A 21,945-nucleotide genomic window follows, 5' to 3' on the forward strand; every position below is an offset into this window, starting at 1 on the left:
GCGAATGGCAAGCTTGTTGCGAAACTGCATAAAGTGTGAATGTTAAGACATTTAAAGCCACATTTCACAACGCTTCGGGTTAAGATATTGCCTTACATCAATAGCGGCATGTGCGGTTCGTGCACCGGCCGCGCCCGGAAATACCATGATTGCCCGCCCATCGTTCCGTCGCCACCTGCCGTTCTGGCTTGCGCTGCAAGCGTGTTACGCCCACGCGGCGCCGGACGACGACCTGGCGGCGCTGCCGCTGGAAAGCCTGATGGACGTGACGATGGTGACGTCCGCCTCCCGCTTCGCCCAGCGGGCCAGCGATGCGCCGTCCGCCGTGGCGGTGCTGACGTCGCAGGACGTGCGCGAGCATGGCTGGCGCACGCTGGCCGATGCGCTGGCCACCTTGCCGGGCCTGTATGTATCGAACGACCGGAACTACACCTACTTGGGCGCGCGCGGCTTCTTGCGCCCCGGCGACTACAACAGCCGCTTCCTGCTGATGATCGACGGCGTGCGCGTCAACGACAGCGTGTACGACCAGGCGTCGATCGGCACCGAGGGCCTGCTGGACATGGACCTCGTCGAACGCATCGAATACGTTCCCGGCCCCGGCGCGGCCGTGTACGGCTCGAACACGGTGTTCGGCGTGATCAACGTGATCACGAAGTCCGGCAGCGCGCTGGCCGGCCCGCAGGCCGCGCTGGCCGCCGGCAGCAAGGGCGAACGGCGCGGCCGCGCCAGCTATGGCTACCACGCGCAGGACGGCACCGACGTGCTGTTCTCCGTGACCGGCTACACGCGCCGCGGCGGCGACCTGTACACCCCGGAATTCGCGACGGGCGACGCGGACGGCATCGCCCATGGCCTCGACTACGACCGCTCGCGCAGCGTGTTCGTCAAGGCCAGCCGCGGCCCGCTCAGCTTCGCGGCCGGCTACGTCAACCGCGTCAAGGGCATCCCCACCGCATCGTTCAGCGCCGTGTTCGACACGCCGAACGCCACGCGCGACGCGCAAAGCTTCGCCAGCATCGGCTACGCCCGCGAGCTGACCGACGCGCTGGCGGTGGCGGTGCGCTTCGAATGGGGCCGCGCGGATTACCTGGGCGTGGGCCTGTACCCGGACGGCGCGGACGCCGACCGCATCAACGTCGACGGCGACCACGCCGCCTGGCACGCGGTGAACGCGAACGTGACGTACACGGGTTTTGCCGGCCACAAGCTCTTGGTCGGCGTGGACGCGCAGCGCAACCGGCGCCGCGACCAGTTCAACTTCAATCTCGATCCTTACGAGCTGGTGATGGACGACCGCCGCGCCGATCACCGCGCCGGCGTGTACATCGAGGACGAGCTGCGCCTGGGCGCGGCGTGGATCCTCAACGCGGGCGTGCGCTACGACAGCGACAGCACCACCGGCGGGCGCACCAACCCGCGCATGGCGCTGATCTGGCACGCGAGCGCGCAGGACACGTTGAAGCTGATCTACGGTACCGCCTACCGCTCGCCGAACGCCTATGAACTGTACTACGCTGCTTCGGACTACGCGGTGCTGAACCCGCACCTGCGCGCCGAGGAGATCTCGACCCGCGAGCTGGTATGGGAGCGCCAGCCGGATGCATACAGCAGACTGTCCGCCGCGGTTTTCCATTACAGCATGGCGAACCTGATCTCGGAAACGCTGCTGCCGGATGGCGCGCTGATGTTCGCGAACACGGCGCGCGCGTCGGCGGACGGCGTGGAGCTGGCCGGCGAGCGGCTGTTCGCCGGCGGCGCGCGGGTACGCGCCAGCTACACGTGGCAAAAGGCGGGCGACGATACGGGCGCGCGGCTCGTCAACTCGCCGCGCCAGCTGTTCAAGCTCAACGCGACGTGGCCGCTGCCGGGCGACGCGCTGCGGCTCGGTACCGAGCTGCGGTGCATGGCGCGCCGGTTGACGGAACATGCCGACACGGGCGGCTGGTGCGCATGGAATGCGACACTGCTGCCGGCCCGCCGGCGCGGTGCGCTGGACTGGTCCGTCAGCGTCTACAACGGGGGCGGGCGGCACTATGCCGATCCGGCCGGCCCCGCGTTCGTGCAACAGGCGATCCCCCGCGAAGGGCGCACGCTGATGGCCAAGATCGGTTATGGTTTCTGAACGAAGGGCTGGCCGCGCGCCCGCGTCGCTGGCGCTCCTCGCACTGGTGCCGCCGCTGCTGCTGGCCGCGCCGTCGTGCCGCGCGGAGACGGACGACGTGGCGCTGAAGGCTGCCTACATCTACAACATCGCCCAGTTCACCGTCTGGCCCGCGGTGGCGGTGGCGCGGCCGTTCCACGTCTGCGTGGGCAGTGCGCACGCGCTGTGGGAAAGCCTGCGCAAGCTGCAAGGGAAGATGGTCGGCGAGCGCCGCTGGGCAGTCGTCGAACCGGCACCCGGCATCGCCTGCGACGTGGCGGTGCTGCCGGCCGGCGCGCACCGCCCGCAGGACGACAACAGCGGCACGCTGACGATCGTCGACGAGCCGCTGGCCGGCTATGCGGGCGCCGTCGCGCTCATCGAAGAGGACCAGCACCTGCGCTTCGACATCGATACGAAGGAAGCGGCGCGCGCCGGGCTGCGCTTCAGTTCCCGGCTGTTGCGGCTGGCGAGGAACGTGCGATGAAGCGCACGTCTTCATCCTCCTCCGCGCGCTTCCCGATCGCCTCGGCGCTCGGCAGCGGCCAGATCATCGCGGCCGTCGCCGCGCTGCTGATCGCCGGCGCCGTGCTGGTCGCCTACCAGCTGCTCGACATGCGCCAGAGCTTGATCGACGGCGCCCGGGTGCAGGCGGCGATCGTCGCCGACAGCGTCACGGCGCCGCTGATGTTTGGCGACGAGGACGCCACGCAGGACGTGCTGCGGTCGTTCCGCTACGCGCCGGGGCTGCGCGCGGTGGGCGTGTACGACAAGGATGGCAGGCTGGTGGCGCAATTCGCGTACCCCGACAGCCCGCTGCCGCGCGACTTCGATACGGCCCGCGCGGACCAGGACGGTGTCGTCACGGTGACCGAGATCGTGCGCCACAAGGACCGCCTGCTGGGACACACCGTACTGCGCACCGGCACCGAGCTGCTGCGGGCGGCGATGCTGCGCTACGTGGGCCTGCTGGCGGTGGCCTCGCTGGCCGCGATGCTCGTCGTGGCCGGGTTGTCGCGCAAGACGCGCGCGCGTGTCGCCGTGGCCGAGGAAAAGCTCGACTACATGGCCCACACCGACCACGTGACGCAGCTGCCGAACCGGCACGCCACGTATGCACGGCTGGAGGCCGAACTGGCCAGCGCGAGGGCGGCAGGCACGCAGCTGGCGCTGCTGCTGGTGGACCTGGACAACTTCAAGGCCGTCAACGACACGGCCGGCCATGCGGCCGGCGACCAGCTGCTCAGGAAGGTGGCCACCGCGTTGGCCGGTGCGGTGCGCTCGGCCGACCTGGTGGGCCGCATCGGCGGCGACGAATTCGCGATCATCGCCGCGCCGGTGCCGGGCCGCGCGGCGGCCGTCGCCATCGCGGCCAACGTCACGCAGGCGTTGCGGCACCCGATCCCGCTCGAATGCGGCGAGTTCTTCGCCACCGCCAGCGTGGGCCTGTGCCTGTACCCGGACGACGCGGCCACGCTCAGTGAACTGGTCAGCAGTGCCGACACGGCGCTGTACCACGCCAAGCACGGCGGCCGCAACCGGCTGGCCGAGTTCGTACCGGCGATGACGGCGGCGGCGCAGCGCAGCGCGGTGCTGGAGCGCGAACTGCGCCGCGCGATCGAACACGAGCAGCTGGCCGTTCACTATCAGCCGCAGTTCGAATGCAGCACCGGCCGGCTGATCGGCGTCGAAGCGCTGCTGCGCTGGCGCCACCCGGACCACGGCCCCGTGTCGCCGGCCGAATTCATCCCGATCGCCGAGGAGAGCGGCCTGATCGTCCAGCTGGGCGCGTGGGTACTGCAACGCGCCTGCGCCGACGTGGCAGCGTGGGAGCAGGCCGGCGGCCCGGCGCTGACGGTGGCCGTCAACATGTCGGCGCGCCAGCTGCGCGAGCCGGGCTTCATCGACGACGTGACGCGCGCGCTGGCGCAAAGCGGGCTGGCGCCGCACCGGCTGGAACTGGAGCTGACGGAAAGCCTGTTGATGGAAGACGTGCCAGGCGCCATCGCCTTCATGCAGGCGATCCGCGCGATCGGCGTGCGCCTGGCGATCGACGACTTCGGCACCGGCTACTCGTCGCTGGCCTACCTGCAGACGTTCCCGATCAACCAGCTGAAGGTGGACCGCAGCTTCGTGCAGCTGCTGCCGGGCCGCGGCGGCACGATCATCCACGCCGTGCTGGCGCTGGCGCGCGGCTTCGGCCTGTCCGTCGTCGCCGAAGGCGTCGAGGAACAGCGCCAGCTGGAATGGCTGCGGCATGCCGGCTGCGACGTCGTGCAGGGCTTCCTGCTGGGCGCGCCGATGGCGCCGGACGCGTTCGCGGCGCGCTTCCTGTCCGGGCCGGACGAGCGTACCGGCTAAGCGCCGGTCAGCCGCCGGCCATCGGCCAGCGCGGGAGTGCCTGTGGCGCCGGAGCGCGGCGCCGCAGTGGCCGCGTCATGCGCGATGCGGAACACGGCGACGGCCTCCGCCAGCCGCGCCGCCTCCTCGCGCATCGCTTCCGACGCCGCCGCGGCCTGCTCGACGAGGGCGGCGTTCTGCTGCGTGACGGAGTCCATCTCGCCCACGGCGTGGTTGATCTGCTCGATCCCTGCCGATTGTTCGCCGCTGGCGGTGGAGATCTCGGCCACGATATCCGTCACACGCCGCACGCTGGCGACGATCTCGCGCATCGTGTCGCCGGCTTCGCCGACCAGGCGGCTGCCCGCTTCGACCTTGGCCGTCGATTCCCCGATGAGGTCCTTGATTTCCTTCGCCGCGGCGGCCGAACGCTGGGCCAGCGTACGTACTTCAGAGGCCACGACGGCGAAGCCGCGCCCCTGTTCGCCGGCACGCGCCGCTTCCACGGCCGCGTTCAACGCCAGGATGTTGGTCTGGAACGCGATGCCGTCGATGACGCTTGTGATGTCGGCGATCTTCTCGGAGCAGCCACGGATCTCGTCCATCGTGCCGACCACGCGGCCGATCACGTCGCCGCCGCGCTGCGCGACCGTGGACGCCGCGTCGGCAAGATGATTGGCCTGGCGCGCATTGTCCGCGTTCTGCCGGACCGTGGAGGCCAGCTGCTCCATCGACGACGCCGTTTCCTCGAGCGCGCTGGCCTGCTGCTCGGTGCGGCCGGACAGGTCCTGGCTTCCTGTCGCTACCTCGGCGGCGGCCGTCGCGATGATGTCCGTGCCATGGCGCACAGTTGCCACCGTGGCCGCCAGGCTCGCGTTCATCGTGCCGAGCGCGCGCAGCAGGTTGCCCATCTCGTCCTGCGTGCGCGCGTCGATCCGGCTGGTGAGATCGCCGGCCGCCACGGTATTGGCGACGCCGAGCGCTTGTTGGACGGGCTGCGTGATCGAGCGCGTGATCCACCAGCCGACCAGCGCGGCGACGGCAATCGCGACGCCTCCGAGGCCCCACATCAGGCTGCGCGTGTGGTCGTAGGTGTCCGCCGCGGCCTGGGCGGCGGCGGCACTCATCTGGCGCTGGAACGCCGCCTGGTCGTTGGTGGCCTTCTTCAGCTCCACAAGCAACGGCCGCAACTCGCCGGTCAGCAAGGCGCGCGCCTGCGCTTCGGCGCCGCTTTCGACATGGGCCATCAGGGCTTCCTGGCCGGCCGTGTAGCGCGCGACTTGCGCGCGCATCTGGTCGAGCAGCTCACGCCCCCGCGGCAGGCGCAGCGAGGCATCGAGCTCTGCCAGGATGGTGTCGATCGCCTGGCGCGACGAGCGCACTTCGTCCGCCTGGCGCCGGCGGTCGTCCGGATGCTCGCTCAGCATCATGTTGCGCAGCGCGATCGCGATATCGTTGATCTCGCCGAGCATGCGGGTGGTCGCGTCGATCTTCGGGATGCGGTTGTTCACGATCTCATCGGTGCCGCCGTTGACGCGCGCCAGCATCGCGTTCGACAGCTGGACCATGGCGATCAGCATCGCGCACAGGATGCCGAAGCCGAGGGCAAGGCGTTTACCGATACCGAGGTTGGCAACATTCATCGCAAGGCCTCCATGTTCAGTCTGCTACGGCATTTATACCGAAGCGCCACCGCCTCCGGCGCACGGACCGGCGGCGCCGAAACAACTTTGCATGAATGGCAAAAAATGCTAGCTTTGCCGGCGTTCCCCACTTCCGCCGCTTACCGCCACCGACGATGACTACATTTCCTGACGCAAGCAACCGTTCGCTCGACCTGATCGGCATCGGCGAATGCATGGTCGAATTCCACGCCGCCGAACCGCTCGCCACCGCCACCGACTTCCGCAAGGGATTCGGCGGCGACGTGCTGAACGCCCTGGTGTCGGCGGCGCGCCAGGGCGCGCGCACGGCCTTCGTCACGCGCGTGGGCGACGACCCGTTCGGCCCCGGCCTGCGCGCCGCGTGGGCCGCGGAGGGTATCGACGTCACGCACGCGCCATTGACCCCGGGCGAAAACGGCGTCTACTTCATCTCCCTCGATGCGCACGGCGAGCGCTCGTTCACGTACCGCCGCGCCGGCAGCGCCGCCTCGATGCTCGCACCGGCCGATATCGACGAAGACTTCATCGCCTCGGCACGCTGCCTGCTGCTGTCCGGGATCACGCAGGCGATCTCGCCATCGGCCCGCGCTGCGACACTGGCCGCCGCGCGGATCGCTCGCCGGCATGGGGTGACCGTTGCTTATGACCCCAATTACCGTCCACGCCTGTGGGGCGACACGGACGCGGCCCGTGCCGCCTGCGCCGAGCTGCTGCCGTTCGTCGACATCCTGCTGCCCAGCATGCCGGCCGACTCGGACGTCCTGCCTGGTGCACCTTGGGATCTGGTGCCGCATGCCGTCGTCAAGCATGGCGAAGAGGGGTGTGAGGTGTGGCTCGATGGCTCGCGGACCGTGGTGCCGGCCGTGGCGGCGACCGTTGTCGATACAACGGGGGCGGGGGATGCGTGGAATGGGGCTTACCTGAGTGCGGTGCTGCGTGGGGAGGCACCGGTTGCCGCGGCGGCGCTGGCGAATCGGGTCGCGGCGGCGAAGCTGGCGCATCGGGGGGCGATTGCGCCGCGGTGATGGCGCCGTTCGCGCCGCCGTGCCCGCGTCGTACGATCGGATAATAGAGGAGAAGTTTCTGCATGGGCCACAATGCACAGTTGTCTCGGGAAGGTCACAACCAGGGTGACGGCTTAAATATGGGAAAGAATATAAGGAAGCTCAGCCAGATTTCGGGCCCGTCACTGGCGCCCCCGCTGGGAGGGCGGCCAGGTATCAATGCCATGGTGGAAGCGTTGCTCGGGCTGAAGAATGGCTTCTACGCGTTCGAGTCCGCGCTACACGTGTTCCCGGCAGGAGAAGGACTAGGTACGACTGGCGTACAAGAATGGAATTCCCGGTCGCTTTGGCGGCATAGCTATGGGAAGCTGGTCGACGGGATGTTCTTCTTTGCAGAGGATATATTTGGCGGGCAATTCTGCGTCAAGGATGGTGCCATTTATGGGTTTGATCCCGAGACGGCCGACGTTACCTTGATAGGACAGGATCTGGAGGAATGGGCGCAAGCCGTGCTGGACGACTATGACCTGCAAACCGGCTATTCCATCGCCCAGGAGTGGCAGTTGCAAAATGGTCCGCTTAGCCCATCCGACCGCCTGATGCCGAAGATTCCTTTCGTGCTCGGTGGTGCCTTCGATATTTCCAATCTTGTGGCGATCGAGCGCGCAAGGGGGATGCGCACACGTGGCAATCTAGCCACGCAGATCCATGATCTCCCTGATGGCTCTCAAATCCGCTTTGACATCGTTGACTGACCGATGCTTCTGAATAGCTAGCGGCGAGCAGATAATGGTCAATGCTTGCGGCGGCGTTGCTAAGGGTTAAAGAGTGCACAATATTAGGGATGTGGTGCTTGCTTCTGTGAACTTGAACGGCTACTCGTAGTCACCAGGCTTCGTCGGCTACTGTGAACGGATCGGCAAGTACAGGAATGGACAGGCGGAGACGGTCGTTTCCTGCCTGCTCGACGTGCTCGAAGGTGAATGGAACGATTGGACACTACTTAGTTCGCTCCACGCTAACGATGATGAAGTGGGACAGTTCGGTGATGCCGAGATGGATGCCGCGGACTCGAGTCTGGTGGCAGTTCTGTGCGCCAATGATGTGCTGCCGCGCTTCAGTTATCGTGCGCGGTTTGGAGCAGATTATGACGCGGATAGCTATGCTGCCGGGGTGGAGGCGGCATATTTAAACATGCTAGCGGTCCCCTTTCGTTCGGTGACACGCGGGGTCCTCGCACAGCTGTTAGCCGCTCGCATGCTTGTATATGGCCTGCGTGGACATTGTTTCCTCGTATGCGAGGGAAGGGGGCTGATCATGTATCCGCATGACGACACCGGCTTCGGCATCATTGCTTTTGGCCCCGCTCCTGATAAGGAAGGAGCATTGGACTTTTTGGCCGATGCAGGCAGGCTTGTCGGCTTTCAGTCTGTCATCGCTCGATAGCAGCGGAAAAGGCAGGGTAAGGCGGGACCTTCACAGTTACGTTGTCGGTAACGGGAGCAAGCGCGCTCTGGCAGATAACCGTCAATGTTGATGACGGCATTGCGCCGCGAGGATCGACCGTTCGACTGCATCGCCCACCGCGCGTATCGCTTCCTGCGTGCACTCGGCCGCAACCGGGGCGCGTACCGGCTGGGCCGGCACCCGAGAGACGCTGCGCCACGCGAAAGCGGCGATGACGCCAGCCGCGACGACGCCGATTATCAGGTTGGTTCGCTTCAAGGCAGCAGGCTCCGATCGAATGAGAAGGCGCGATGATAGCGCGTCGCGACGGGTGTCCGCAAACCACGTGGTACCTCAGCCTTTCCCTGCGTGACTATCGGAGAGATTTCTTTGGGGAACCTTCTGCTACCATCGTGGCATGAACATCCGCCACCTCGCGACCTGCGTCGCACACCGTTTGACGGCCGCATCGTTGCTGACGGCCGTCGCCATCGCGTCGGCGTGGGCGCAGGATCGTCCCGCCACCAACGCGGCAGACAATGACACCGCGATCGGTTACCGGAGCGTCGCGCAGGCCTTCGCCACCGTCCCGCACAAGCCTGGCGCCGAGGTCCGCGTAACCCCGAACGGCTGGACCATCGTCTCGTTCTCCACGCCTGAAACGGTGGTGTGGTCTTTTGCTCCGGCCGACCATTACGCAGCGCCGGCTGTTGTGCGGCGTACCTTGGTGACGTAACACGGCCAGGTCGGCATCCGCACGGCGGCGTTGTGCGAGGCCGCGCAGGAGCCGTGCGATCGGCTGATGGCGGAGTTCGCGCAGATGCAGGAGAACAGGCGGCGCGCCTACCTTGAGCAGCGCCAGCGGTGAACTCGGCCATGTTGGTCTTGCGCGCCGCTCTGTCACACTCCGCGCGGCGTGGCCGTCACAAGCAACTGGAGAAGAACACTTGAGTAGAAGGCTGTTCTACCGCCTGCCCACGCGCCACTACGGAGCTGGCGATCGTATCAGGGCCGCGGCCGTGCTGACCTGGGTTGGCGCGTGCCTTGGCTTCGCCGTCGGCGGCATCGGCGTGCAGTTGTTCGGCTATGGAAGGAACGTCGTCCTTGGCGTCGGGATCGCCACGGTTGCCTTGCTGTTCGTCGTGCGCTGGCGGCGGACGCTCGACGAGATCAGCGGATACGTCGCGCTCCCGCCGCCCAGGGATCCCGGCAAGCTCCAGAATGCGCTGGAAGCGCTTGGCTACCTGGTCACGATTGGGAGCGTGCTGGTCTTCATCGGCGAATCCGCAATGAAGCTGTTCGCCTGGAACCGCTGGATTTTTTTCGGTGCGCTGGCCGCCGTGATCGCACTGCTGGTCGCCGTATTCTGGCGCCGCTTGCGCAGGGCCTTTGGCCTGGACGGCAGCTGGAGGTAGCGCGGGCGCCACCTCCCTCAGCGCCCTCAACCCTTGCGCTGCAAATACCCGTGCATGGCGAGCCACCGGGCAAACGCATCGAACCACCCGGTACTCGTTGTCGTCTTCGGATACATGCCGAAGCCATGCCCGCCCTGTTCGAACAGGTGGAACTCGACCGGCCGCTTCGCCGCGCGCCAGCTGTCGATGACGCCATAGCCGCCGTTGCCGAACAGCGGATCGTCCGCGGCCAGCGCGACGAACAGCGGTGGCGCGTCGGCCGGGACGGTGACGGCGTGCAGCGGGCCGTAGATGTTGCCGATGAATGCCGGCTTGGCATCCTGGCCGTGCAGCGCGGTGGACATCGTCAGCATCGCGCCGGCCGAGAAGCCGACCATGCCGATGCGGTCAGGGTCGACGTGCCACTCGGCGGCGCGCGAGCGCACAAGCGCGAACGCGGCGCGGGCGTCGGCGATCTGCGGCGCCAGCTCCGTTGCCGGGTTCTTTTGCTGCGGCGGGCCGCCGCGCTTGCCGGCATCGGCGAACAGCTGGCCCATCGCGCGTTCGAATCCGGGCAGGTCGGGCGGCGTTTGCACGAGCCGGTACTTCAGCACGAATGCGGCGACGCCCTTGTCGGCCAGCGCCTTCGCGACGTCCCATCCTTCGTTTGCCATCGACAGCGCGCGGAATGCGCCGCCCGGTGCGACGATCACCGCCGCGCCGCTGGCCTTCGCCGGGTCGGGCAGGAACGGCGTCAAGGTGGCCACCGTCACGTTGCGGGCGAAGACGCTGCCGTATTGCTGGTGCCACGATTCCGTGGCCTTCGCGCCGGGCAGCGCGCCGGTGCCCAGTTCGATCGCGTTCGGCTGTGCCGGCGTAGCGATCGGCGTCATCTTGTCGTTCTGCGCGAATGCCGGCGTGGCCATCGCCAGCGTCAGGCCCGCCGCGGCGAGCCACCTGGCTGTCTGCATGCTTGTCATCGTTGGTCTCCGTTGTGGGTTATTTTTCAAGTACGGCCGGCCGGTTCAGTACCAGCGTCGCATCCCGTCCCGCGACACCGCTGCCTGGCTGCCCCGAACCGACGCTGACGCGGTACTGCCCCGGCATCACTTGTCGCGTGCCGTCCGCCGTGACGAAGGACAGGTCGCGCGGCGCCAGCCGGAACGTGACCTGCCGCCGCTCGCCCGCCTTCAGGGACACCCGCTGGAAGCCACGCAGCGCATGGCGCGGGGCGCCGTCGAACGTTGGCGGTGTCAGGTACAGCTGGGCGACTTCGTCACCGTCGCGCGTGCCAGTGTTTGCCACTTCCGTCGTGACGACGATGCCGTTTTCCGGCGCGCCGCCGGCGGCGTCAGCCGGTGCGATATGCAGCGGCGTGTACTGGAACGTCGTGTAGCTGAGGCCCGCGCCGAACGGGTACACGGGCGTGCCCGTGAAATAGCGGTAGGTGCGGCCGCGCATCGTGTAGTCGTCGAAGGGCGGCAGGTCGGCCAAGCTTTTGTAGAACGTCAGCGGCAGGCGGCCGCCGGGATCGGCTTTCCCCGTCAGCACGTTGCCCACCGCCAGGCCGCCGGACTGGCCGGGGTACCAGGCCTCGAGGATCGCCGCGGCATTCTCCTTTGCCCACGACAGGTCGATGGCGCTGCCGTTCATCGCCACGACGACAAGCGGCTTGCCCAATGCCTTGGCCCGTTCGAGCAGGCGGCGCTGGTCGGCCGGCAGGTCCAGCGACGTCTTGTCGCCGCCGGAGAAGCCCTCGACATTGATGGCCATTTCCTCGCCTTCCAGGTCGGACGTCAGGCCGACCACCGCGACGATCACGTCGGCGTCACGCGTGCCGGCAGCCAGGTCGGCATCCGGGTCCGTGGAAATGCGCTTCCAGAACAGGCCGGGCACGCCCGAGCCGCCCGTCTCGGCATGAAAGCGCAGCGGGTAGCGCTGGCCCTGGCGCAAGCGCACCTCGGTCAGCTGCAGTGGCTCGGCCCATTTCGAATAGCTCGTCGCCCGCACGGCCGGCTTGCCGTCGACGGTCAGTTCGCCCTGCACGCCGGAGACGCCGATGCGGTACGTGCCGCTGTCCGGCGCCACCAGGTAGCCGGTCCAGACGACCTTGTGGCGGTCGGCCACGGCCTTCAGCGCCAGCGCCTGCGAACGCAAGCCCGACTCGATGCGCGTCACGATCGGCTTACTGTCTTTTCCGTTGAAGTACTGGGCGCGCAGGCCCGGCTTGCCGTCCGGCGTGCGCAGCGCGGCCTCGGGCACCGGGTCGCCATCGGTGATCGATGCACCTGCCGGCACCAGCGTCACCTGCGCGGGCTGCAGCACCTGACGCAGGCCGTTGACGACGGAGATCGGCGGCGCGGATTGCGTCGACGAGTAATTGCCGCGCAGGACGCGGGTGGCGTCGCCCAGCGGACCGATCACGGCCACCTTCAGGCCGGGCTTCAGGGGCAGCACGCCGTCGTTCTTCAGCAGCACCATGCTCTTCGTGGCCGCATCCAGTGCCAGCTGTTGGTGCTCGGCCGTGCCGATCGCGCTCAGCGGCACGGGCTTGGCCGCGCGCTGCGGCAGGCCGGCCAGGTCGCCGTTGCGATAGCGCGCCGCGAACAGGCGCACCAGCGCGCGGTCGACTTCGTCCATGCCGATCAGGCCCCGCCGCAGCGCTTCGCGGTAGCGTGCTGGCAGGTTCGGTACGTCGCCCAGCGTCTTGGTGTTGCACTCGTTGTCGGTGCCGGTCTTCAGGGCCACGGCGACGGCGGCCGCCGGATCGGGCGCGTATTTGTGGTGTTCGGAGATGTCCGTGACCGCGTCGCAGTCGGAGACGACGTAGCCTTTGAAACCCCAGGCGCCGCGCAGATGGGTTTTGAGCAGCAGGTCGCTGGCGCAGGCCGGCTGGCCGTTGACGCGGTTGTAGGCGCACATGATCGATCCGGCCTTGGCATCGACGATCGCAGCGCGGAAGGCGGGCAGGTAGGTGTCTTCGAGGTCGTGCGCGGAGACGTCCACGTTGGCCGCGTGGCGGGTCGATTCCGGGCCGCTGTGCACGGCGAAGTGCTTGGGCGTGGCGATCACGTCAGGCAGGTCCGGGTTCGGGCCCTGCATGCCGCGGATGAAGGCAACGCCCAGCGCGGCAGTCAGGTGCGGGTCTTCGCCATAGGTTTCCTGGCCGCGGCCCCAGCGCGGGTCGCGGAAGATGTTGATGTTCGGCGACCACGTGTCGAGGCCCGTGCCGATCTTACCGAGGTGGCCCGTCTGGCGGCCCAGCGTGTGCAGCGCGCGCACCTCGACACCGATCGCGGCGGCGACCTGCTGCACCAGCGGGGCGTCGAACGTGGCCGCGAGGCCGATCGGCTGCGGGAAGTTCGTCGTCGGCACGGGGCCCAGTGCGCCGTGCAGCGATTCGGTCCACCAGTTGTAGGCGGGGATGCCGAGGCGGGGCAGGGCGGGGGCGACGTTCAGCAGCTGGGCGAGTTTCTCGTCGGGGGACATGCGGGCGACGAGGGCTGTGGCGCGGGTTTCGGCATCCTGTTGGAGGTCGGCGGCGTAAGCGATGGTGGGGGCGTGAAAGACCGCAGCCAGTAGCAAGGCGTGCAGCCCAGCCTTGCGGTTGAAGAGTTTTCGCATTGGGTGTCCCTGAGAGGGCGGCCAGAGCCAGGTGTACCTGGCCCGGTCGCGTTCACCCCAACTGCAAACGCTGGGGTCAGACCCGCCGGGTCTGACCCCGGGTTTTGGGCCTGGGGTTGGAGGTTGGGCTGATGGCCCGGCCAGAACTTCGACCGGGTCGGGCTTCAAGGATCAGAACTTGTACCGCGCGCCCAGCATGTAGCGCGGGCCGCCCTGCGTGGCGGACAGCACCATCATCTTGGTGCGGCCGTGCACGCGCTGGGTTTCGTCCGTCACGTTGATGCCTTCGAACGACAGCGACAGGTTCTTCGACAGGTTGTAGCTGATCGAGATGTCCAGCTGGCCGTACGGCTCCACGTACTGCGGGTTCGAGCCTGCCAGGTCGGTCACCGACGACAGGAACTCGTCACGCCAGTTGTACGCGGCGCGGATCGACCACTTCGAATCCTCGTAGATGCCGACGAGGTTCGCCGAGTCGGACAGGCCGACCAGCGCGAACTGGTTGCCCGAGCCCGCGTTGTTGAACTTCAGGTTCGACTTCACGTACGTGTAGTTGGCCTGGAAGCCGAAGCCGCTGTTGCCGAACATGTGCTGCCAGTTGATCTCCGCGCCCTTCAGGTTGGCCGACTTCTCGTTGACGAACGTGGTGATCTGGTACTGCACCAGCGGATCGCCGGGGATGCCGGTGATCGTGCCCGTCGCGTTGCCCGCTGCGTTGTCTTCGCCACGCACGACGCCAGGCTGGCCGTTGAAGTTGCGGAAGATGTAGTTGCGGATGCAGTTCGTGTCCGTCGCCACGCAGCCCGCTGCCAGCGCCGCGTTGAAGTACTTGCCGCCGATCGGCGTCGTGACGCTCGGCGACGTCTCCATCTGCACGCTCTGGCCCGCGTAGTTGGTCAGCGCCTTGTGGTACAGCCCCAGCGAGATCAGGCTTTGCTTGTTGTAGTACCACTCGGCCGACAGATCGATGTTCTTCGACTTGACCGGTTGCAGCGCCGGATTGCCGCGCGTGCCGGTGCCGTAGGTGACGGTGCCGGTCGGGTTGATGTTGGTGCCGCCCTGGATCTGGTCGTAGCGCGGCCGGCCGATCGTCTGGCCATAGCTGGCGCGGACCTTGAAGTCGTCACGCACGTTCATGTCCCAGTCCACGCTGGGCAGGAAGTGGTGGTACGAGCCCTTCAGCGACGTGAACTCCTTGCCGGCGAAGACGAACGGCAGCTCGTTCTGCGACACCCAGTTCACGCCCGATACGGTCTGCGACAGCGCGGTGGAATGCACGTCGGTCTTCTCGTAGCGGAAGCCGATCCCGGTGTGCATCGGCATCGTCGTTTCCCACTCCGTGTTGAGCTGGAAGTACAGCGCCTTGCTCTTCTCGGTGGTGCGGCGGTCGTAGTCGGGGTCGGCGAGGCTCGGCAGGTATTTTTCCGGCTTGCCCGTCGCGTCGGACGCACGCTGGCGCATCGCGGCGAAGTCGAACAGGTGGATCTGCTGGAACAGCGCCGGGTCGTCGTGGCCGCCCAGCTTGTCGAAGTACTGCGACAGCGTATCGGCGCGGAACATCGATTGCGGGTAGTCGGCCGGCGACGTGGCGCCGCCCCACGTGTCGCTCTGCACCTGCTGGAACGCCGAGCGGTTCTTCACGTTCGTCAGCGACAGGCCGAAGTTCAGTTCCGACGTTTCCCACAGCTTCAGGCGGCCGTTGGCCTGGGCCTGGTCGATCTCCATCTTCTGGTAGCCGTTCTGGAACCACGAGCCGGACACCTGCATCGGCGCGCGGTTGAAGTCCGCGCCTTCGATCGACAGCACGGGCATCTCGTGCTCGAAGTTCACGCGCGTATTGCCGCGGCTGAAGCTGACGGTGGCCAGGTCGTTGTTCGAACCGAACGGGTGATCCGCCTTCGATTCGGCGGTGGAGTGGTGCGCATCGAACGACAGGCGCAGGTTCGGCGAAGCCTTCCACTGCGCGTTGAAGCCGATCGAGTTGTTCTCGGACTTGGTGGCGAAGTCGCCCGCGTTCATCGCGATGTCCTGGTTCGCGACGTTCTCCTGGTAGAAGATCGGCGACGCGATCGGGCCATCGGTCCAGCTGCTGACGGAGGCGCCGTGGTTGAACCAGGCGGACAGCTCGTGGTACTTGGTCTGGATCTTGTTTTCCGAGTACGTGTAGTCGAGCGTCGTCGTCAGGTCCTTGTTCGGCTTCCACTGGAACGTCAGTTGGCCGTTGGTGCGCTGGCGCTGCGAGCCGCGCATGAAGTATGAGATGTTCTGCGGTACCGAGTAGACGTCGTTCGGGTCCGGGCGGTTCGTGATGTTTTCCGAGCCGGGCTGGCCGGGCAGGGGGATCACGCCCGTCACCCCGGACTGGTCGCCGCGGTACGGGCCCTTCCAGCCATTGGTGATCTGCGACTGGTTCACGCCCAGGTTGCGCTCCTGGTAGCTGGCCGAGACGGCCACGCCGAACGTGCCGTCCGCCCACGTGGTGCTGTAGATGCCGGAGATCTCCGGCGTGTATGAACGCTTGGCCTTGTCCTCGATCGGCAGGTTGTCGTTCGACGTGTCGTACACCACCTTCGCGCCCACGCTGGCCTGCTTGCCCAGTTCCAGCGGCCGCGCCGTCATGATGTTCAGGGTGGCGCCGATGCCGCCCGGCGGCGTGTCCGCGCGCGAGCTCTTGTACACCTGAATCTGCGACACGGCTTCGGAGGCGAGGTTCGAGAAGTCGAACGCGCGGCCGGCCAGGTCGCCCAGGTTCGACGTGGGCATCTGGCGGCCATTCAGCAGCACCATGTTCAGGTCCGGGCCCACGCCGCGCACCGTCACCTGCGCGCCTTCGCCGCGGTTGCGGTCGATCGAGACGCCGGAGATGCGCTGCAGCGATTCGGCCAGGTTCGTGTCCGGGAATTTGCCGATGTCGTCGGCCACGATGCCGTCGACGATGCCGTCCGAATTACGTTTCAGGTTCAGCGTCGATTGCATCGCCGCGCGGATGCCGGTCACCACCACCGTGGCCGGCGTGGTCGGGTCGGCGACCGCCGTCGTCGCGGCGGCACCGGCCTCTTGTGCGTGGATCGGCGCCACCAGCGTGGCGCAAGCGCTCGCGACGGCCAGGGTGATCAGGCGATGCCTGGTATTGGGGGGCGCGAAGCCCTTCTTTCTGTACAGCACGGTGTCTCCTCTCTTCTTTGACATGGGGCGCCGCCGTGGCGGCGCCGATGGTGGTGGAACGCTGTCACCCGTCCCGCGCCGTTTCTTTGAACGTGCTGCGGGACTGTTCGTCCGCTACCTGGCGCCGATGGGAACGCGATAAACGGGCGAAATTTAGTAAAGATTAAGAAAACCAATTTAATTGGTCAATCGATCGAACAAATAAAATTCGTGGCGCTGGACGGCTGGAAAGCGGCCTTCGACGCCGCGTTCGGATGAAATGCACGGTCGTGCTGCGCGCCACAACGACTGGGTCGAAAACGTTTTCACAGCAAAATCAACGACTTCCTGGAAACGTCTCCATTGCACGGCGCAAGCGACTTGGCAAAGTGGTCCGGCCACATTGCTCATTGTTGTGAACGAGGTTCCCCTGTCGCGACGCGGGCAGGTGTTGCATAATCCTCACAATGTCAACAAGCCTGAATCGCGATGCCCGTCACCGGTGACCAGCAACTGCTGAAGCAATTGAATCGGATGGCGCTAGTGCGCCAGGTCAGTACACAGCCGGGGCTGTCGCGCGCCGCGCTGGCGGACGTGCTGCAGCTGACGAAATCCACTGTGAGCCTGCTCGTCCGCGAGTTGATGGACGAGGGCTGGCTGGCGGAAAGCGAGCTGCTCGTGACGGGGGAGGTGGGGCGCCGCGCGACGCCGCTGCACCTGGACCCGGACCGCCTGGCGCTGCTGGGCGCCGACGTCGGCGTCGACGAAGCGCGCGTCGTGGCGACCAATCTGCTGGGCGAAGTGCTGGAAAGCCGCGTCATCGGCTATGAGGACGTGCACGATCCGGCGTCCTGCATCCGCCTCGTCGCGCTGGAGATGATCCGGCTCGCATGCGAGCTGGCGGAGCCCGCGCGGAGCGGCGTCGCACGCCGCGTGCTGGGCGCCGGCGTGGGCCTGCACGGCGCCGTCGACGAGACGCTGGGCATCCTGCGCCATGCGCCGCACCTGGGCTGGCGCAATGTCGACGCGGCTGGCCAGTTCCACGCCCACCTGGCCCGCACGCTGCTCGACGGCCTGCCGCTGTGCATCCAGAACGAAGCGAACGTGGCGGCGCTGGCGGAATTCGAATTCTCGCGGCAGTCGAGCACGGACCCGCTGATCTACCTGTCGATCGGCTATGGCGTCGGCGCCGGCGTGATCGTCAGCGACCGGCTGCTGACGGGCATGAGCGGTTTCGGCGGCGAGGTCGGTCACGCGATCCTGCAGGCGGACGGGCCACGCTGCTCATGCGGCCGGCGCGGCTGCGCCGATGCGCTGATCGGGCTGTCGTCGCTGCTGGGCGACGAGCGGCCCAGTTATGCGGCGCTGGAGCGGCTGTTCCGGCGCGTTGCCGATGGCGAGGCCGCCACGTGCGCGGCGGTCGAGGCGGCGGGGCGGCAGCTGGGCGTGTTGCTGAACAATCTGTGGGCCAGCTTCGATCCGATGGCCATCGTCATCGGCGGACCGGCGTTGCAGCTGGGAGAATCGTTTATCGGGCCGGCGCGGCGGGTGCTGGATGGCTATTCGCTGGCCGCCGAGTTGACGCCGCCGCAGATACGGACGTCGCACTTTGGCGCGGATGCGGTGGCGGTGGGGGCGGCGGCGCTGGCGTTGTATCGGGTGACGCGGCCGTTGGATCAGCAGAGTTTGGCGAGGAGGGTGGAGCGGGGTGGGAGCTAAGTTGTAAGGTGGATGACGGCATAAACACCAGGGTCAGGCATGAATGCCGTTCAGTTTAGGCAAACCCGAGACCCGAACCCCTGGGGTCAGACCCGGCGGGTCTGACCCCGGCCTTTGCCGTTGGGGTGAAAGTATGCGATATCGGTGCACCTAGAGCTGCCAACTAAGCCAGCTCAGCCGCTAATTGCGCCCTTTCGTTCAGCGCTTGAAATCCAGCGACACAATGTCTTCCGCCTCCAGCGCCACGTAGGGCTGGATCGACACGAGGTTCGGTTCCAGCGCCGCCAGTTCGCGGGCGAAGGCGGCGGCTTTGGCGGTGTTGGCGGATTCCTCGGCGGCGTACAGGCCTTGCAGCATCAGCATGAAACGCTCCTGGTCGGCCAGCGTCGGCAGCGTGGCGTCCACGAGGGCCAGCGCTTCGTCGTGCTGGCCTTTTGCCCGCAGCTGGGCGGCTTGCAGTACGGTTTCCATTCGGTTTCCTCCATTGCGTCGAGTTGTCAGTATATGCTTGAAATTGCTGTGTGGCAATAAAAATCCCCATGCAGCGCCTGGTTATCCTTGCCGTTTCCGCACAGGTCTTGTTCCGAAGGCAGCCTGGATGCGCTTGCGCCGCTTGCAGTAAGATGCGTACCCACGCCGCACGCAGCGGCCAAGAACAGGAGAAAGCGCATGAGCGAAACGACGACGCATTCGACACCCTATGTGCCCCCGGCCGTCTGGACGCCGCCCGCATCGTCCGGCGGCACGTTTGCCAACATCAACCGGCCCGTGGCCGGCGCGACGCACGAGCGGGAGCTGCCGGTCGGCAAGCATCCGCTGCAGCTGTATTCGCTGGGCACGCCGAACGGCCAGAAGGTCACGATCATGCTGGAAGAGCTGCTGGCGCTGGGCCACGCGGGCGCCGAGTATGACGCCTGGCTGATCAAGATCGGCGAAGGCGAGCAGTTCTCCAGCGGCTTCGTCGACATCAATCCGAATTCGAAGATCCCGGCACTCAGCGACCACGGCGTGCAGCCGCCGCTGCGCGTGTTCGAATCGGGCTCGATCCTCGTCTACCTGGCCGAGAAATTCGGTGCGCTGCTGCCCACCGAACCGCGGGCGCGCACGGAGACGCTGAACTGGCTGTTCTGGCAGATGGGCTCCGCGCCGTTCGTCGGCGGCGGCTTCGGGCACTTCTATGCGTATGCGCCGGAGAAGCTGCAATACCCGATCGACCGCTATGCGATGGAGACGAAGCGCCAGCTCGACGTGCTCGATCGGCAGCTGGCCGAGCACCGCTACGTGGCGGGCGACGAGTACACGATCGCCGATATCGCGATCTGGCCGTGGTATGGCTGCATGGTGCTGGGCGAGTTGTACGACGCCGCCGAATTCCTGTCGGTGCACGAGTACCGCAACGTGCGCCGCTGGGCCGACGAGCTGATGGCGCGCCCCGCCGTGCAGCGGGGCCGCCGCGTCAACCGCGTGCGCGGCAAGCCGGAAGAGCAGGTGGCCGAACGGCACTCGGCCGCGGACCTCGATTGATGGCGCTCGTCACTCCCGCCGACGCGGCGGCCCTGGCGGTCGCGGGCCTGACCCTGGCCGCGGCACTGCTGTCCCTCGTCCAGGTCGGGCGCCGCGTCGCGCCGGGCCATGCGCGCACGTGGCTGATGCTGGTACTGGCGGCGGCCGCGTTGCTGCCGCTGGGCGACTTCGTCAGGCACCTGCACTGGAATGCGGCGGCGCGGTGGATCGCGCCGTTCGCCGATGCGGCGCTGCTCGTGCTGGGGCCGGCCACGTGGTCGTATGCGTCGTCGCTGGTGGACGGTTCCGTGTCGGTGCGCCGGCGCTGGCGTCATCTGCTGCCGGCACTGGCCTTCCTGCTGATGCTGCTGCTGGTGGCGCTGGAACAGCCGCCGAAGGAAGATCGCGCCGTGTGGCGCAGCCTGGCCGAGCTGATGATCCTGGCGCCGATCGTCGTGCAGATGGCCGGTTATGGCCTGGCGCTGGCGACGTTCGTGTCCCGCGTCCGCGCCGCGCTGCGGCGCCGTGGTGAAGGCGCCGGGACTGGCACGAGGCCCGTGCTGCGCTGGCTGCAGGTGCTGTTCGTGCTGTACGGCGTGCTGCTGGTGGCGGCGATGGCGACCTGGCCATGGCCGCTGGCGTGGGCGAATGTGGTCACCAACCTGATCGTGGCCGCCGCCATCGCCTGGGCCGGCAGCAACGGTGTGCGGCAGGTGCCGCTCGCCGTCACGCCGGAGGAACTGGCCGCCACCGAGGATGACGCGGCGGCGTAGTGTCCAACTGAGCCGAGCCACCGCGTCGCGCTGCGTTACGCCGCGGCGCGCAACTTCGGCTGGCGAGAGAGCCGTGCCAGGTATTGCTGCGCGGCGGCGCGGCCCGCTTCGTAGCGGCTGCGTACGCCATACTCCGAGAAGTCATGGTCGCCACCGGCGGCAGCAGGCGTGCTGGCGATTACGTGCAGGTTTTTCAGCGCACGCAGGCGCATCAGCCAGTCGTAGGCGGGCATGTCGGCAACGGCGGTGCCGGCGGTTGCCGACTCCAGCTTGTCCAGCATCGCCAGGAAGCCTTCCAGCTTCGCATTGCCGCCGTACTGCGCCCAGAAACGGTTCTGGTATTGCAGCGCCGTGGCGCGGGTCTGCACTTCCTGCAAGGTGACGGGCGAAGGCTGGCCTTCCGTCGGGAACAGGTCGACAACGAAGATCGGCAGCGTGTCGATCTCGTGCGGCTCCAGCAGGTTCAGCAGCGCATCGATCGGTGTGTTGCTGAACAGGCCACCGTCCCAGTAGTCGGTGCCGTCGATCCGGGTGGCCGGGAAGCCGGGCGGCAGGCTGCCGCTGGCAACGATGTGCGACGGCGTCAGCGTCGCGCGCACCGCCTTGTGCTGGCCGCCATCCGTATGCGCGCCTTTCGCGACGTGGTTCGAGAACGTCGTCTGGCCGCCCGTATACAGGCTCGTCGCGGTGACGCCGAAGCGGATGTGCTTCGGATCGTTCAGCTGATCGAAATCCAGGTGCGCCGCGAGCGTGCCCAGCATCGGCGCCGTCGTGCAGCAGCTGTTCCAGTACGGCAGGCGCCAGTAATCGGTGCGCGACAGCCAGAAATTCGGATTGCCCAGCAGGGACAGGTTGGCCTGCTTCGAGGCCGGCAGCCACGGCACGGTCGGCAGCGTGATCGCTTGCCACATGCGGCGCATGCTGGCCGCGATGTCGCCATCCTTGGCGCCGGCGATCGAGGCCGCGTTGATCGCGCCGATCGAAACGCCCGTCACGGCGGTCGGCGTCCAGCCGTCCTCGAGCAGCGCGGTGACGACGCCGTATTCAAAGGCGCCCAGTGCGCCGCCGCCCTGCAGGATCAAAGCCATCGGTTTTTTCATCACTACTCCATTGGTCACGTCGAAAGAACGCATAGATTGCCTACTGGAATTTTCTCGACGTTGACGATGCGCAAGCGGCGGGCGGCACGTC

18 protein-coding genes are annotated in these 21,945 nt (G+C 67.1%); 11 read left to right on the forward strand and 7 right to left on the reverse strand.

Annotated elements, in window-relative coordinates; all coding sequences use genetic code 11:
- Nucleotides 1-145: 145 nt before the first annotated feature.
- The 3 genes from IP92_RS24150 to IP92_RS24160 are packed head-to-tail and all read left to right on the forward strand — an operon-like array spanning nucleotide 146 to nucleotide 4,504.
- Nucleotides 146-2,125 carry a TonB-dependent receptor plug domain-containing protein gene (locus IP92_RS24150; protein ID WP_229418946.1) on the forward strand — a complete coding sequence of 660 codons (1,980 nt, stop codon included), beginning with the start codon at nucleotides 146-148 and terminating at the stop codon, nucleotides 2,123-2,125.
- On the forward strand, nucleotides 2,115-2,630 hold the full coding sequence (locus IP92_RS24155; protein ID WP_145880077.1) for a YfiR family protein: 516 nt from the start codon (nucleotides 2,115-2,117) through the stop codon (nucleotides 2,628-2,630). Before IP92_RS24150 ends, IP92_RS24155 begins: the two co-directional genes overlap by 11 nt.
- On the forward strand, nucleotides 2,627-4,504 hold the full coding sequence (locus IP92_RS24160) for a putative bifunctional diguanylate cyclase/phosphodiesterase (RefSeq protein WP_145880079.1): 1,878 nt from the start codon (nucleotides 2,627-2,629) through the stop codon (nucleotides 4,502-4,504). Before IP92_RS24155 ends, IP92_RS24160 begins: the two co-directional genes overlap by 4 nt.
- Here the strand turns inward: IP92_RS24160 and IP92_RS24165 are convergent.
- Entirely contained in the window at nucleotides 4,501-6,126 is a 1,626-nt protein-coding gene (locus IP92_RS24165; protein ID WP_145880081.1) for a methyl-accepting chemotaxis protein, read from the reverse strand. The two genes, IP92_RS24160 and IP92_RS24165, sit on opposite strands and share 4 nt — an antisense overlap.
- A gap of 155 nt (nucleotides 6,127-6,281) precedes the next feature.
- Here IP92_RS24165 and IP92_RS24170 point away from each other — a divergent pair, with 155 nt between their 5' ends.
- The 3 genes from IP92_RS24170 (at nucleotide 6,282) to IP92_RS24180 (ending at nucleotide 8,597) form a co-directional block, all read left to right on the forward strand.
- On the forward strand, nucleotides 6,282-7,172 hold the full coding sequence (locus IP92_RS24170; RefSeq protein WP_145880083.1) for a sugar kinase: 891 nt from the start codon (nucleotides 6,282-6,284) through the stop codon (nucleotides 7,170-7,172).
- A gap of 62 nt (nucleotides 7,173-7,234) precedes the next feature.
- The gene (locus IP92_RS24175) at nucleotides 7,235-7,906 is read left to right on the forward strand and encodes an SMI1/KNR4 family protein (RefSeq protein WP_199271861.1); all 672 of its coding nucleotides are present in this window, start codon (nucleotides 7,235-7,237) and stop codon (nucleotides 7,904-7,906) included.
- 214 nt (nucleotides 7,907-8,120) lie between these two features.
- Nucleotides 8,121-8,597, forward strand: coding sequence for a hypothetical protein (locus IP92_RS24180; protein ID WP_145880086.1), 477 nt, complete (start codon nucleotides 8,121-8,123; stop codon nucleotides 8,595-8,597).
- 81 nt (nucleotides 8,598-8,678) lie between these two features.
- Here IP92_RS24180 and IP92_RS24185 read toward each other — a convergent pair whose 3' ends face one another.
- On the reverse strand, nucleotides 8,679-8,876 hold the full coding sequence (locus IP92_RS24185; protein WP_145880088.1) for an entry exclusion lipoprotein TrbK: 198 nt from the start codon (nucleotides 8,874-8,876) through the stop codon (nucleotides 8,679-8,681).
- Nucleotides 8,877-9,015: 139 nt separating this feature from the next.
- Here IP92_RS24185 and IP92_RS24190 point away from each other — a divergent pair, with 139 nt between their 5' ends.
- Both IP92_RS24190 and IP92_RS24195 read left to right on the forward strand, forming a co-directional pair.
- Nucleotides 9,016-9,333 (forward strand): hypothetical protein, encoded by a 318-nt coding sequence (locus tag IP92_RS24190; protein WP_145880090.1) that lies wholly within the window; start codon nucleotides 9,016-9,018, stop codon nucleotides 9,331-9,333.
- 211 nt (nucleotides 9,334-9,544) lie between these two features.
- Entirely contained in the window at nucleotides 9,545-10,012 is a 468-nt protein-coding gene (locus IP92_RS24195) for a hypothetical protein (protein ID WP_145880092.1), read from the forward strand.
- Between the two features lie 26 nt (nucleotides 10,013-10,038).
- Here the strand turns inward: IP92_RS24195 and IP92_RS24200 are convergent, their stop codons facing one another.
- From IP92_RS24200 to IP92_RS24210, 3 genes are all read right to left on the reverse strand, one after another.
- Entirely contained in the window at nucleotides 10,039-10,962 is a 924-nt protein-coding gene (locus IP92_RS24200) for an alpha/beta hydrolase (RefSeq protein WP_199271862.1), read from the reverse strand.
- A 28-nt stretch (nucleotides 10,963-10,990) separates the two neighbouring features.
- Nucleotides 10,991-13,615, reverse strand: a complete 2,625-nt coding sequence (locus tag IP92_RS24205) for a glycoside hydrolase family 3 C-terminal domain-containing protein (RefSeq protein WP_145880096.1) — start codon at nucleotides 13,613-13,615, stop codon at nucleotides 10,991-10,993.
- 171 nt (nucleotides 13,616-13,786) lie between these two features.
- Nucleotides 13,787-16,780, reverse strand: coding sequence for a TonB-dependent receptor (locus tag IP92_RS24210; protein ID WP_229418947.1), 2,994 nt, complete (start codon nucleotides 16,778-16,780; stop codon nucleotides 13,787-13,789).
- A gap of 468 nt (nucleotides 16,781-17,248) precedes the next feature.
- Here IP92_RS24210 and IP92_RS24215 point away from each other — a divergent pair, with 468 nt between their 5' ends.
- Nucleotides 17,249-18,478 carry an ROK family protein gene (locus IP92_RS24215; RefSeq protein WP_145880101.1) on the forward strand — a complete coding sequence of 410 codons (1,230 nt, stop codon included), beginning with the start codon at nucleotides 17,249-17,251 and terminating at the stop codon, nucleotides 18,476-18,478.
- A 198-nt stretch (nucleotides 18,479-18,676) separates the two neighbouring features.
- On the opposite strand, the gene IP92_RS24220 is transcribed toward IP92_RS24215, so the two are convergent.
- Nucleotides 18,677-18,949: a hypothetical protein gene (locus IP92_RS24220; protein WP_145880103.1), complete on the reverse strand. Its 273-nt coding sequence runs from the start codon at nucleotides 18,947-18,949 to the stop codon at nucleotides 18,677-18,679.
- Nucleotides 18,950-19,147: 198 nt separating this feature from the next.
- Here IP92_RS24220 and yghU point away from each other — a divergent pair, with 198 nt between their 5' ends.
- On the forward strand, nucleotides 19,148-20,002 hold the full coding sequence (gene yghU / locus IP92_RS24225) for a glutathione-dependent disulfide-bond oxidoreductase (protein ID WP_145880105.1): 855 nt from the start codon (nucleotides 19,148-19,150) through the stop codon (nucleotides 20,000-20,002).
- Nucleotides 20,002-20,754 carry a hypothetical protein gene (locus IP92_RS24230; protein WP_145880107.1) on the forward strand — a complete coding sequence of 251 codons (753 nt, stop codon included), beginning with the start codon at nucleotides 20,002-20,004 and terminating at the stop codon, nucleotides 20,752-20,754. Before yghU ends, IP92_RS24230 begins: the two co-directional genes overlap by 1 nt.
- Before the next feature lie 35 nt (nucleotides 20,755-20,789).
- Here IP92_RS24230 and IP92_RS24235 read toward each other — a convergent pair whose 3' ends face one another.
- A complete protein-coding gene (locus tag IP92_RS24235) occupies nucleotides 20,790-21,854 on the reverse strand; it encodes a patatin-like phospholipase family protein (protein ID WP_158206865.1) in 1,065 nt (354 codons plus the stop codon).
- Nucleotides 21,855-21,945: the final 91 nt, after the last annotated feature.

It is taken from the genome of Pseudoduganella flava, assembly GCF_007830495.1.
GTDB lineage: Bacteria > Pseudomonadota > Gammaproteobacteria > Burkholderiales > Burkholderiaceae_D > Rugamonas > Rugamonas flava.